Origin of the sequence: Kitasatospora sp. NBC_00070 (assembly GCF_045041205.1) — a bacterium.
Taxonomy (GTDB): Bacteria; Actinomycetota; Actinomycetes; order Streptomycetales; family Streptomycetaceae; genus Kitasatospora.
In genome coordinates this window covers 1,183,201-1,196,331 of sequence record NZ_CP108247.1, presented here as the reverse complement: position 1 = coordinate 1,196,331, position 13,131 = coordinate 1,183,201, and the positions used below count along the sequence as shown (strand labels likewise).

The window sequence follows — 13,131 nt, the reverse complement described above, 5'->3', positions numbered from 1 at the left end:
CATGCAGGTCCTGCTGACCGGAGCCGCCGGTGGTGTCGGCACCATGCTGCGCGAGCTGCTGCCCGGCCACGGGCACACCCTGCGGCTCGCCGACCTGCGGCCGATCCCGGACACCGACTCCCTGGTGTTCGACCTCCGCGACGGTGCGGCGGTGCGGGAGGCCGTGCGCGGGGTGGACGCGGTCGTCCACCTGGGCGGGATCTCGGTGGAGGACAGTTTCGCCAACATCCTGGGCGCCAACATCCAGGGCAGCTACGAGCTGTACGAGGCGGTCCGGGCCGAGGGCGTCCGGCGGGTGGTCTACGCGAGCAGCAACCACGCGGTGGGCTACACCCCGCTCGACTCGTCCGGACCGATCGGCACCGACATCCCCAGCCGGCCCGACACCTACTACGGCCTGTCCAAGGTCTTCGGTGAGGGCCTGGCCTCGTTGTACGCCGACAAGTACGGCGTGCAGACGGTGTCGATCCGGATCGGCTCCTGCTTCCCCGAACCGCGCGGCCCGCGGATGCTCGCCACCTGGCTCAGCCCCGCCGACTGCGCCCGACTGGTGCACGCCGCCCTCACCGCTCCCGACGTCGGCCACACCGTCGTCAACGGGATCAGCGCGAACACCCGCGCCTGGTGGGACCTCTCCGGCGCCCGGAAGCTCGGCTACCGGCCGCAGGACGACGCCGAGGCGTTCGCGGACCGCCTGCCACCGCTGGACCCCGACAGCGCGGACGCCCGGCTGCTGGGGGGCTGGTTCACCACGCTCTGATCCGGACTCCGAGCCGACGGTGCCCCACCGGGCGTGCGGTAACTTCCTACTCCTGCATCGGATGATCAGGACCGGAGGAAGCCATGAGCCGCCAGTTGCCCGTCGGACCGGGTGGGCAGACCGCCGCCCAGCCGTGGAACCGGCAACGGCTGCGCAGCAACAACGAGTGGCTGCTGCTGGAGCGGCTGCGCACCGACGGCCCCTCCTCCCGGGCCCAACTGGCCCGGGACACCGGGCTGTCCAAGCCCACCGTGTCGGCGGCGCTGGCCACCCTGGAGCAGGGCGGCCTGGTCCGGGAGGCGGGCGTGTTCGCCCCCGAACGCGGCCGGACCGCACTGCTGTACGAGCCGGACCCGGCGGCCGGCCACGTGCTCGGCGTGGACATCGGCCGGGGCCGCCTGCGGGTCGCGGTGGCCGACCTGACCGGGGAGCTGATCGCCCGTCGGGACGTCCCCAACCACGGCAGTTCGGCGGACGAGGTGGCCGACGCGGTGGTGGCGGCCGCCCGGGAGGCCACCGCCGAGGCCGGGCTGACGGCGGACCGGATCGTGCACGCCGTGGTCGGCACCCCGGGCGTCTGGGACGAGCAGCGGCGCAGCGTCCGCTACGCCGGGAACCTGCCGGGCTGGGGCCGGCCCGGGCTGTTCGACCGGATCGCCGAGGGCCTGGCCACCACCGTCACGGTCGGCAACGACGCCAACCTGGCGGCCCTGGGCGAGTACGCCTTCGGCGCGGGCGCGGGCGGCCGGGTCTTCGTCTACCTGCTGGTCGGCACCGGCCTCGGGGTCGGCGTGGTGAAGGACGGCGAGCTGGTGGCCGGGGCCCACGGCGCGGCCGGCGAGATCGGCTCGCTCCCGGTCCCGGGGCAGCGGGCCACCCTGGAGGACACGGTCAGCGCGGCGGCGGTGGTGCGCTCGGCCCGGGAGCTCGGCCTGACCGGCCCGCTGACGGCGGAACAGGTCTTCCAGGCCGCCAGGGACGGGCTGCCCGCCGCCGTCGAGGCGGTGCAGGGCGAGGCCGAACGGCTCGCGTACGCCGTCGCGCTGGTTTCGGCCGTGCTCGACCCGGACCTGGTGGTGCTCGGCGGCGGCATCGGCTGCAGCGCGGACCTGCTGCTGGAGCCGGTGGAGCGGGCACTGCACGACCTCACCCCGCTGCGGCCGAAACTGCTGCCGAGCCGGCTCGGGCACGAGGCGGTGCTGCTCGGCGCCGTCGCGACGGCGCTGGACACCGCCAGACCCGAGGTGTTCGAGCGCCGCACGGGCACCTGACCGGCCCGGCCCGGCACCGGCCGGCTCAGTCCCGGGAGATCCGCTGCTCGGTCACGCCGGACCGGGTGTCCAGCGCGGAGTCGGTCCCGACGTAGTAGGTCGGCCGGTGCTGGACGGCGGTGTAGATCCGCCCGATGTACTCGCCCAGCAGCCCGGCGCAGATCAGTTGGACGGCGCCGATGAAGAGCATCCCGACGAAGAGCGAGGTCCAACCCGGCACGGTGCGGCCGAACAGGTAGGCGGTCACCGAGAAGGCCAGCAGCCCGAGGCAGACCACGAAGCTCACCACGCCGAGCCAGGTGGCGATCCGCAGCGGCGCGGCCGAGAAGCCGGTGATGCTGTCCAGCGCGAGCCGGACCATCTTGCTCACCGGGTACTTGGTCCGCCCTGCGACCCGTTCCTCCCGGGCGTAGTGCACCTGCCCGCTGGGGAAACCGAGCCACGGGACCAGCAGCCGGTACACCTGCTGCTGGTCCGGCAGCGCCTTGACGGCCTCCACCGCGGCCCGGCTGAGCAGCCGGAAGTCGCCGGCCTGGGCGGGCAGCTGAGGGCCGGTCAGCCGGCGCATCAGCCAGTAGTAGGCCCCGGCGGTGCGGCGCTTGAAGCCGGAGTCGGTGCTGCGGTCCTCGCGGATGCCGTACACCACGTCCAGCCGGTCCCGGTGGGCCAGCGCCAGCATCTCGGCGATCTTCTCCGGCGGGTCCTGGAGGTCGGCGTCGATACTCGCGACGTACGCCCCGGCCGCACGGTGCAGACCGGCGGTGAGGGCGGCCTGGTGGCCGTAGTTGCGGCGCAGACCGACCACCCGCAGCTCCGGCCAGTCGGTCTGCAGGTCGGTCAGCAGGTCGGCGGTCTTGTCCGCGCTGCCGTCGTCCACCGCGACCACCTCGTACGGGACGCCGATCCCGTCCAGCGCGGGCCGCAGCCGGGCGGCCAGGGCGGGGAGGGCGTCCTCCTCGTTGTACATCGGCACCACCACGGAGAGGGTGACGGCCGGACCGACCACTGGACTCATCGGGTGCCCCCTTGGGGTTGGTCGGGACGGTGGTCGGATCCTACACAGGCCCGCCCGGGGCTGGTCTGGACCTCTGGTCGATGGCGTACGCTTCCGAAAATATCGGCCGCCCGATCCGCCCGTCACGACGCCACACCCGCCCGGCCGCACAGCCAGTCAGGAGACCAGGACCCTTGACCGCGATCCCCGGTACCGAGTCGGCCGAGCCGACCGAATCGGCTGAGCCGGACGTGCCGTCCGAGTCGAACGTGTCGTCCGACTCGGAGCAGCGGGACGGGGGGTGGGAGTCGGCTGGAGGTGACGCCGGTTCTGCGGAGCGCCCCCGCGAGTCGCTCGGCGACTGGTTCCGCCGGGTCTCCGAGGAGTACGGCCCCGCGCTGGCGGTGTTCGGCCTGCTGAAGCTGACCGGGTTCACCGTCTTCATGTGGCTGCTCACCTGGTCCGGTGAGTACCTGACCAAGACCCCCCGGTTCGGCGGCGGCGCCCGGCCCTGGGACGTGGTGGCCGGCTGGGACGGCTGGTGGTACCGGCAGGTGGCCGAGAACGGGTACGACCCCCGGCTGGTGAAGATCGGGCCGCCCCCCTTCGAGTACGACCAGAACTCGGTCGCCTTCTTCCCGCTCTACCCCGGCATGATGAAGCTGGTCTCCGCCGTCACCGGCCTCGGTTCCTACGGGGCGGGCATGGTGGTGTCGGTGGTCGCCTCGTTCGTGGCCGCAGCCGGGATCTACGCCGTGGCGGCCAGGCTGTTCGACCGTCGGGCGGGTCTGATCGCGGCCGCGGTCTGGGCGGTCTTCCCCGGCTCCGGCGTCGAGTGGGCGGTCTACTCCGACTCGCTGTTCGTCGCGCTGGCCGCCTGGTCCTGCTGGTTCGTGCTGGAACGCCGCTGGCTGGCGGCAGGCGTCACGGTCTTCATGGCCGGCCTCAACCGCCCCACCGCCGCCGCCCTGGTGATCGCCCTCGGGGTGGCCGCCGTGGTCGCCCTGGTCCGCCGCCGGGACGGCTGGATCGGCCCGGTCTCCGCCGTCCTGATCGCCCCGCTCGGCATCTTCGGCTACCTGGCCTGGGCGAACTGGCGACTGGGTGACTGGAGCGGTTACTTCAAGCTCCAGAAGGGCGGCTGGCTGCACTTCTTCGACTACGGCGAGCACACCTTCAACGTGGTGCGCACCATCCTGCTCGGTCGCGGCGGGTACGCCTTCACGTACCCGACCGAGGACATGATCGGGCTGGTGCTGGTGGTGCTGCTGCCGATCCTGATCTTCCTGCTGATCCGCCTGCGGGTGCCGGTGTTCCTGCTGGTCTTCACCCTGATCACGATCGTGCTGGTGCTCGGCAGCGCCCAGATCTTCGGCAACACCTCCCGCTACCTGCTGCCCTGCTTCCCGCTCTTCCTGCCGATCGCTGTCGCGCTACGGCGGGTGTCGCTGCCCTCGCTGATCGCGGTCTTCGGCGTCACGGCGGTGGCCAGCGGGTGGTACGCAGGGTATGTGCTGTTCGAGCTGGGCATTCCGTAAGCCGACCCGGGGCCCTGCCGCGCGTCCCGGCTGCCGTGTGAACGGAGGCGGGTGGGGTAGGCGCGGGGGAGACGACGAACGGAGGGTCCGTCATGACGATCCCGCCGAACGACCCCGTGCCACCGGTCCCCACCCCACCGCCGGGCCCGGGACCCGGCCCGGAGCCCGGGCCGCTCCCCGGCCCCGTACCCGCGCCGGAGCCGGACCCGGTGCCCCCGATACCGCCCGGACCGGAACCCCGGCCGCCGTGGCCCACACCGGAGCCCGGCCCGCGACCGGGACCGCTGCCGGGGCCCACCCCCGAGCCGGTGACCTGAACCGGGTCTGAGCGGGGTTGGGCCGGTGGAGGCTGCCGTGCAGGTGCAGCGGGTGCACGTCCCCGTAGGCCGGTCGGCGTTGGCCGGTGACCTGGCGGTGCCCGTCGCGGCCCGAGGGATGGTGCTGTTCGCGCACGGGAGCGGGAGCTCGCGGCACAGCCCGCGCAACCGGGCGGTCGCGGCCACCCTCCAGGAGGCGGGCCTGGGCACCCTCCTGCTGGATCTGCTCACCGCGCCGGAAGAGGCGGTGGACGCCCGCACCCGCGAACACCGCTTCGACATCGACCTGCTGACCGCCCGTCTGGTCGCAGCCGTCGACTGGCTGACCGCCCGGCCCGGCACCACCGGCCTGCCCCTCGGACTCTTCGGCGCCAGCACAGGCGCCGCAGCGGCCCTGCGGGCGGCGGCCGAACGGCCCCGCCAGGTCCGGACCGTGGTCTCGCGCGGCGGACGCCCGGACCTGGCCGGCGACGCAATCGGGCTGGTCCGGGCGCCGGTGCTGCTGCTGGTCGGTGGCCACGACCGGGACGTGCTGCGGTTGAACCGGGCCGCCGCCGCGCAGTTGACGGTGCCTCACCGGGTGCAGGTGATCCCCGGTGCCACCCACCTGTTCGAGGAGCCGGGCACCCTGGAGGCGGCGGCGGACGCCGCGCGGGCCTGGTTCCTCGACCCGCCGCCGGGGGGAGAGCCGGTGAGGTGAACGGGCCCTGTCCCTGCACCTGTTGCAAGGTCGATACGCTCCAGGGGCTGCCGACCCGCAAACTCCTATGATCTGATGGGCAATGCTGTTGCTGCTCATTCAGAGCGTGTCTCATGTGGGGGTTGGACGATCTGCGGCATGATGGGGCTCATGGTGGTTGATCTGTCTCATCGGCTGGTGCCGGATGGCCTGTGGAGGCTGGCGGCGCCGTTGATCCCGTCGTTCGCGTCCCGCCGTCAAGGTGGTGGGACGGCGGGGCTGGAGGACCGGGCGGTGTTCACGGCCGTGGTCTACGTTCTGACGTCCGGGTGTGCCTGGCGGCATCTGCCGCCGACGTTCGGCGTTTCGCCGGCCACCGCGCACAGGCGGTTCGCCGCATGGTCGAAGGCCGGGGTGTGGGTACGGCTGCACCGTGCGGTGTTGGACGAGCTAGGGGTGCGTGGTGAGGTGGACTGGACGTCGACGATCATCGATGCCGCCTCGGTCCGCGCGAAAAAGGGGCACGCTGACCGGGCGCAATCCGGTCGATCGGGGCAAGAAGGGCAGCAAACTCCATGTCCTCACCGACGCCCGGGGCCTGCCGCTGGCCGTCGGCGTCTCCGGTGCCAACGTCCATGACAGCCAGGCACTCAAGCCCCTGGTTCGTGGCCTGCCGGCGGTGAGGTCACGCCGCGGACCTCGTCGGCGACGCCCGGACAGGCTTCGCGGCGACAAGGCCTACTACTCCGCCGACACCCTCGCCTGGCTGCGTCAGCGCGGCATCACACCCCGCATCGCCCGCCCGGGAGTCGACAGCTCGGAGCGGCTCGGCCGCCACCGATGGAAGATCGAACGCAGCATCGCCTGGCTCTTCGGCTATCGCAGACTGACCGTCAGATACGAGCGAGAGGGCTCCCACTTCGCCGCCTTCCTCGGCCTCGCGGCAGCCCTGACCTGCTACAAGAAGCTCGCCAAGATATCCACATGAGACACGGTCTCAGTTGGCGCCGGGGATGCCGAGCGGAGACAGTCCGGTTCGCAGCAGGGGGCGTTGATGTCGCAGCAGATTGTGGTTGATCCGGTCGGTCTTCGGGCTGAGGGGTTGAGTTTGGTGGCGGTCGGTGATGATTTCTCGGCTGCGGTGAAGGATTTGTCGGCGAAGTTGGAGGCCCTGGAGAAGGGTGATACTCCGCCGTGGGGTGATGATGATCTGGGTGAGAAGTTCGGTGTGGTGTATGAGGGTCTGCGGGATGGGATGAAGGAGTCGATGGCTTCTTTGGGGACGCGGATCGGGGAGATCGGGCAGAAGTTGCAGGGGATGGCGGCGGGTCACGAGGCGAACGAGTCGGCGGCGGATGGGTCGTTCCGGGCGTTGGAGGGTTCGCAGGGGATGGTCGGGGGTCGGGTGGACGCGTTGTTCCGGCCGCAGGTGGTCTGAGGCCGGGTCGGTTTTCTGTTTGGCGTGTTCTGGGTTTGTTGTGGGTGTCGTGTCGTGTTGTTGTGATGTGGTTTTTGTTACGGGGGGTTTGGCGAAGTGTCGCTGATGTTGCCGGACAGTGTTGAGTGGGTTCTGGAGATGCTCGGCTTTGATTGGCCGAAGGCGGACGAGGACAAGCTCATGGAGTCCGCGCAGGTGTGGCGGGATTTCGCGGATACGGTCGATGAGTTGCATTATCGGGCGGCGGGTGCGGCGAACAATGTGCGTTCGGCGAATTCGGGTGATTCGATCGAGGCGTTCGGTAAGGCGTGGGAGAAGTTTTCCGCGGGTGGTAGTGACGGGTATTTGGCGGATGCGGCGACGGCGTCGCGGTTGATCGCTGCGGCGTTCGATGCTGCGGCGATGATCGTGATTGCGTGCAAGATCGCGGTGATCGCGCAGTTGGTGGTGTTGGCGGTGGAGATCATCGCTGCTCAGGCGGCTGCGCCGTTCACGTTGGGGTTGTCGGAGTTGGGTGCCGCGGGGGCGGTGCAGGCGACGAAGATGATTGTTCGTCGGTTGTTGAAGGAGCTTCGGGATGCGTTGGTGGAGGCGATCCTGGAGACGTTGAAGGAGCCGGTGGTTTCGGCTGTGCAGGCGATGATCAGTGATCTGATCGCGCAGACGGTGAACCAGGGTTTCGGTGCGCAGGACGGTTTTGATCTGGGGCGGACCGGTAAGGCGGGGGCGGAGGAGTTCAAGACGGCGGTCAAGAACTCGGGTCAGACGTTCACGGAGGCGTTGCGGGACGGGGTGGGTTCGCGCGCTGGTGGTCATGCGCGTAGTGGGTTGGACAGTGCGGCGGGGCACGGGGGTGGCAACGCGGACTCCTCCGGCAACAGCAACAGCAGTGGTGGTGGTGACGCGCCGAACAGCGGCGACAGGTCACCGTCGGGCAGCACACCCTCCCCGAGCAGCAGCCCGTCGGGCAGCACACCCTCCTCCAGCAACGGCAGTCCGTCCGGCAGCGGTCCCTCGTCGGGTAACAGTCCGTCCTCGCATACGCCCAGCTCGTCGCCGGACAGTTCGCCGGGCCGGACGCCCAGCTCGTCGCCGGACAGTTCGTCGGGCCGTGATGGGTCCGGTTCGAGCGAGGCGCCGCGTTCGACGCAGCCGGGTCCGTCGCCGACGTCCAGCGACCGGGGTTCGGCGCCGTTGGACCCGTTCGGGACGCGGGTGGGTGCGGAGGCGAACACGCCGTCGGGGGATACGGGTTCGGGCCGGCATCCCGCAGGCGACGGTGCGACGCCGGGCCGTACCGACGACGGCGGCCGCACCAGCACCCCGTCCCCGGAGGGCCGTTCGGGACCGGACTCGCAGCAGTCCTCCCGCACCCCCGACCACGACACCAGCACCCGCCCCGACAGCACGCCCTCCCGCACACCGGACCACGACAGCGGTACCCGGCCGGACAGCACGCCCTCCCGTACGCCCGACCACGACACCGGCACCCGCCCCGACAGCACGCCCTCCCGCACACCGGACCACGACGCCAGCACCCGCCCCGACAGCACGCCCTCCCGTACTCCGGACGGCGACAGCGGTGCCCGGCCGGACGGCACGCCGTCGCGTACGCCGGACGGCGATACGGGTGCCCGTCCCATCTCGTCGTCCCCGGAGGGTCCGTCGCGGACCCCGGATCACGATCCTGGGTCTCGTCCGGTTGCGGCTGAGCACACGCCGCCGCCGCGTGGTGACGACAGTCGTCCCAGCTACGGCCCGGTGCGTCCCAGTGAGCCGACGCCCAGTCACACCCCCGCGCAGGCGGACATTCCCGCGCCCCGGCACGAGAACACCCCGACCCCGACCCGTCCGGACGCCGCACCCCAGCCCGCCACGGCCGCGACGCCGGAGGCGCGGACTCCCGCCCACACCCCGACCCCTGACCACGGGTCACCGGAACCGGCCCCCACCCGGGTCGACCCCCGTACCGCCTACGCCGACCCCACCGGCACCGGCACGGATGGCACGGACGGCACCCCGACCAGCGCTCCGCGTCTGAACACCGCCGGCGGGGCCACCGCCACCGCGCCCCAGGCCGGCCCCGACCACCGACCCACCCCGCAACCCACCCCCGACACCACCCCCACCACCCCGGCCCCGGCGCCCGGTGGTGTCCCGCACGCGGGCACCCCCACCACCTCCAACCCGGCCACCACCACCAACCGGCCCACCGCACCACCCACCCCCACCACCGGACCGGTCCAGCCACAACGCCGCCCCGACCACGACGGCCCCACCCTGGGCCCGCGCCCCACCGCCGACCGCAACCCCACCAACCGACCCGACCCACGCACCGCCTACACCACCACCCCCCGGTCGGACATCCCCGCACGCCTCAACCCCACCGGAGCGAACCCCACCCGCCCCGACACCACCCGCCCCGACCTCGGCTCCCGCCTGAACCCCACCACCGCGAACCCCACCCGCCCGGACGCGGCCCGCCCCGACACCACCCGCCCCGACCTCGGCTCCCGCCTGAACCCGACCGGAGCGAACCCCACCCGTCCCGACGCGGCCCGCCCCGACGCGACGCGCCCCGACATCGGCTCCCGCCTGGACCCGAACCGCCCCGACGGCACCCGCCCGGACCCGGCCCGCCCCGACGCGACGCGCCCCGACATCGGTACGCGCCTGGACCCGAACCGCCCCGAGGCCACCCGCCCGGACCCGGCCCGCCCGGACGACACCCGTCCCGACATCGGCTCCCGCCTGGACCCCGACGGCCCCGACCACGCACGGCCCGACGACACCCCGGGCAGGGAACCGCACCGCCCCGCCACCGCCGACCGCCCCACCGGCAGCCCCGGCGGCATCCTCGACCCCACCGAACGCGATCACCAGCGGGTCAACGACGCCACCCCGCACAACCCCGACGGCACACCCGTCCGCCACCCCGACCCCAACGACGGCAACTGGCCCGGCGCCATCAACGGCGACGACCCCACCGCCCCCGGCCGCAACAACAACTGCGTCGACACCGCCCTGGCCACCGTCGACACCTTCGACGGCCACCCCACCCCCGCCGGCGCCCGCACCCCCGACCACGACACCGACGGCAACCCCACCGACCGCGGCGAACGCAACGGCCGCGACCGCATCGAGAACGCCCTCGGCACCAAATTCAACGACATGGGCGACGGCCCCCAGGCGTTCCACCGCATCGAGGACACCCTCCGCCACAACGGCCACGGCTCCCAGGCCGTCATCATCACCACTGACAACGACGGCCGCTCCCACGCCTGGAACGCCGTCAACCACAACGGCACCATCACCTACATCGACGCCCAGACCGGCCAACACAGCAACCAACCCCTCCACAACGGCGACAACGGCGTCTTCGCCATCCCCCTCGACCCCGACCGCAACCCCACCACCCCCACCCACCACACCGACCCCGACCACAACCCCGAACACGACCGCCACGCCCCCGAAGAACTCGCCGGAGCAGACGACCCGAGTGCCGCCGACGCGGATCGGGAGCGGGTCCGGAAGCAGGTCGAGCGGGCCAACGAGGCGGACGGGGAGTGGCTGAAGAAGCACTACAACGTCGACGGCCACCGCATCCGGATCGGGATGAAGGACGAGAACGGGCACGAGATCCCGCAACTCCGGTGGGTCGACGGCGACGCGGACAATCCCGGGAAGTGGATCGCGGCCCAGGACGCGCCGCCGCCGCTCGCCGAGGACTACAAGGGCGACGCCGTCGACCTCTCGGCCTCGCCGGCCGATCGCGAGCGGATGCGCAGCATCGAGGGGTCGATCGAGCGTCGTGAACAGGCGCTGGCGGCGGACCGGGCGGCCGAGGACGCGCTGAAGGAGGCGAAGGAGAGGCACGAGCAGAACCCCAATGATCCGGACGCGAAGGCCGAGTACGACAGGCTGCACCAGGAGCACAAGGCCCCGCACCACGAGATGGGTAAGGCGGGCGAGGAACTGGGCGACCGCGCGGCCGAGTTCCACGCCATTCCGGCGACCTATCCCGATGCCGAACGGATCGACGACCGGAAGGACGGCAACAACCGGTTCGACCAGATCTGGCGTCGGGAGGACGGGGGCTTCGTGGTGGTCGAGGCGAAGGCGCCGACCGCCGGACTGGGCGACCGGAAGGCCCTGGACGGGCGTCAGGTGATGCAGGGACACCCGGAGTACTTCAAGGCGATCATCAACCAGATGAAGAAGCGCAAGGACGACGACGGGACCGAGCTGCGCCTCGCCAAGGAGCTCGAAGCGGCCTGGGCGAGCGGAAAGCTCGACTATGTCCTGGTTCAGGCCAAGGTCAAGGACGGCCAGTACGATGGCTACAAGATGAAGCAGTTCGACATCGACATCGAGCCCTAGGGGGGTAGTGCGAATGACGACGACTGTGGCTCGCCATGTAGTGGAGAGCGGCAACCTCGCGAAGGCGGTCGGGGTGCTCGCCGAGGTCCTCGACGAGGAGCTCGCGGTGGAGCCGCTGACGGCGTGGCACCTCAGCAGCGCGGTGGACACCGCGCTGATCCTGGCCCGGAAGCTCGGTGTGCTGGACCCGGAGGCCGAGGAGCTCGGTACCTGGAACGCCTACGTGCGGGCGATGCAGGCGAGTTCGGGCATCTTCGCGGCCGCGACCGCCGACGGGTCGGTCGAGTGCCGGATCGGGCGCGAGGCGCGGCAGATCCCGGCGACCGGGCCGAAGTTCTACACGGACGCCGGTGCGTGGCTCGATGCGTTCTGGCTGGCCGTCATCTGCCGGGAGCGCACGCGGCTGGACATGCTGAGCGCGGTGCCGGTGGACGTGCTGCGCGGGTCGGGCGCGGTGTTCGACGAGTACGTCTACGCGTGGGTCGAGGCGTTGCAGGCGTACTGGCGCCGCACGCCGGACCTGACGGAGAAACTGCTCGCGGCGATCGACGGTACGGACCCGGACGTCGCCCGGGTCGCGGACCGCGAGGTGCTGCTCAAGCTGCTGTATCCGCCGCTGGCCGCGTTCTACCAGTTCCTGCGGCGGGACCAGGAGAAGTTCGACGCGGCGCTGCTGCAAGGGCTGGAGCTGCACCGGGAGTTCTGGTCGGCGGACGAGGAGCGCGCGGGGGATCCGGACGGCTTCGTCTCGCTGCCCCTGCTCGGCATCGCCTGCCTGGCGTACGACAACGACGTCCCGGTGGCGGTCGAGTCCGGGTACCTGCCCAAGCACCTGCTGCGCCGCAGCTGGTTCGGCGAGTACCAGACCTGAGCCGTCCGATCGGTCAGCGGGCCTGCCGGTGGCGAGCCCGCCGACCCCGGCGTTCCCCGGCTTCGGCGAGCACGGCGGCCCTGGCGTCCGCCCCGGGGTCGAAGGGCGTGGGGGAGAAGCGGCCGCCGGCGGCCCGGACGTGCCGCTGCCAGTCGTCCTGCCAGAACCGCACCGTCCAGCCCGGCCACAGCTCCGGTGTCCCGTACGCCTGCGGGGAGTTGGGCAGGGACCACCAGCCCAGGCGGCGGCGTTCGGGGTCCAGGTGGAGGCCGGCGTTCACGTGCAGCCGGCACACCTGGTGCCCGGGTGCGTCCGCCAGCCGGTCGAGCAGGGAGATGCCCTCGCGGACCGGGTGGTCGAAGGAGTCGGAGGCCACGTGGCAGTGCCGGTCGCCGACCGTGACCAGCACACCGCCCGGGTCCGGGCCGGCCAGGTCCTCGTCCCCGGGGGCCAGGAACGGGGCCACCGCGAGAGCGGAGTCGCGACAGCGGACGTACTCCGGCTCCAGCCCGACGTACCCGCGCAGTTCGGCCGCGCCGTCGTACAGCCAGCGGACCTCCCAGCCCGGCCAGGCGGCCCGGATCAGCTCGAAGGTGGCCGTGCGGTGCCGGAGTTCGGTGCTCGGGCCCTCCCAGGCGAAGAACAGCAGCACCTGCCGGCCGAGGTCGAGCAGGATCCCGCCCTGGGCCGTGTCGTCGTCCAACCACCAGCCGTCCCGGCGGAGTTCGGGGAGCATCGCGAGCACGGCGGCCGGCCCGTCCAGCAGGTCGAGGTCGAGCCCGACGGCCCAGCCGGTCCGGTACAGCTCGTGCGGGCCGTGGTCGCGGACCACGACGATGTTGGCTCGGTCTCCCATGAGGACAGGATGACCGGCACCGGGGGC

The 13,131-nt window shown here is 72.0% G+C and carries 12 protein-coding genes; 8 read left to right on the top strand and 4 right to left on the bottom strand.

What is annotated here, in order from left to right; translation table 11 throughout:
- Position 1: 1 nt before the first annotated feature.
- Complete coding sequence (locus OHV05_RS05595) at positions 2-760, top strand: NAD-dependent epimerase/dehydratase family protein (protein ID WP_405016628.1); 759 nt, start codon at positions 2-4, stop codon at positions 758-760.
- 83 nt (positions 761-843) lie between these two features.
- A complete protein-coding gene (locus OHV05_RS05590; protein ID WP_405016627.1) occupies positions 844-2,031 on the top strand; it encodes an ROK family protein in 1,188 nt (395 codons plus the stop codon).
- 25 nt (positions 2,032-2,056) lie between these two features.
- Here the strand turns inward: OHV05_RS05590 and OHV05_RS05585 are convergent, their stop codons facing one another.
- Positions 2,057-3,046 carry a glycosyltransferase family 2 protein gene (locus OHV05_RS05585; RefSeq protein WP_405016626.1) on the bottom strand — a complete coding sequence of 330 codons (990 nt, stop codon included), beginning with the start codon at positions 3,044-3,046 and terminating at the stop codon, positions 2,057-2,059.
- A 173-nt stretch (positions 3,047-3,219) separates the two neighbouring features.
- Between OHV05_RS05585 and OHV05_RS05580 the strand changes: the two genes are divergently transcribed.
- From OHV05_RS05580 to OHV05_RS05565, 4 genes are all read left to right on the top strand, one after another.
- Entirely contained in the window at positions 3,220-4,563 is a 1,344-nt protein-coding gene (locus OHV05_RS05580) for a glycosyltransferase family 39 protein (RefSeq protein WP_405016625.1), read from the top strand.
- Between the two features lie 360 nt (positions 4,564-4,923).
- Positions 4,924-5,580: a dienelactone hydrolase family protein gene (locus tag OHV05_RS05575; protein ID WP_405021397.1), complete on the top strand. Its 657-nt coding sequence runs from the start codon at positions 4,924-4,926 to the stop codon at positions 5,578-5,580.
- 150 nt (positions 5,581-5,730) lie between these two features.
- A protein-coding gene (locus OHV05_RS05570) for an IS5 family transposase (RefSeq protein ID WP_405016624.1) occupies positions 5,731-6,547 on the top strand; the annotation gives its coding sequence in 2 pieces (ribosomal slippage) (positions 5,731-6,084 and positions 6,086-6,547; 816 coding nt in all).
- Between the two features lie 66 nt (positions 6,548-6,613).
- Positions 6,614-6,997, top strand: a complete 384-nt coding sequence (locus OHV05_RS05565) for a hypothetical protein (RefSeq protein ID WP_405016623.1) — start codon at positions 6,614-6,616, stop codon at positions 6,995-6,997.
- Positions 6,998-7,230: 233 nt separating this feature from the next.
- Here the strand turns inward: OHV05_RS05565 and OHV05_RS05560 are convergent, their stop codons facing one another.
- Positions 7,231-7,464 carry a hypothetical protein gene (locus OHV05_RS05560; protein WP_405016622.1) on the bottom strand — a complete coding sequence of 78 codons (234 nt, stop codon included), beginning with the start codon at positions 7,462-7,464 and terminating at the stop codon, positions 7,231-7,233.
- A 345-nt stretch (positions 7,465-7,809) separates the two neighbouring features.
- Positions 7,810-8,640, bottom strand: a complete 831-nt coding sequence (locus OHV05_RS05555; protein ID WP_405016621.1) for a hypothetical protein — start codon at positions 8,638-8,640, stop codon at positions 7,810-7,812.
- A gap of 118 nt (positions 8,641-8,758) precedes the next feature.
- On the opposite strand from OHV05_RS05555, the gene OHV05_RS05550 reads away from it, so the two are divergent.
- Positions 8,759-11,377, top strand: a complete 2,619-nt coding sequence (locus OHV05_RS05550; protein WP_405016620.1) for a toxin glutamine deamidase domain-containing protein — start codon at positions 8,759-8,761, stop codon at positions 11,375-11,377.
- Positions 11,378-11,390: 13 nt separating this feature from the next.
- On the top strand, positions 11,391-12,248 hold the full coding sequence (locus OHV05_RS05545) for an immunity 49 family protein (protein ID WP_405016619.1): 858 nt from the start codon (positions 11,391-11,393) through the stop codon (positions 12,246-12,248).
- A gap of 13 nt (positions 12,249-12,261) precedes the next feature.
- Here OHV05_RS05545 and OHV05_RS05540 read toward each other — a convergent pair whose 3' ends face one another.
- Positions 12,262-13,104 (bottom strand): hypothetical protein, encoded by an 843-nt coding sequence (locus OHV05_RS05540; protein WP_405016618.1) that lies wholly within the window; start codon positions 13,102-13,104, stop codon positions 12,262-12,264.
- Positions 13,105-13,131 lie beyond the last annotated feature (27 nt).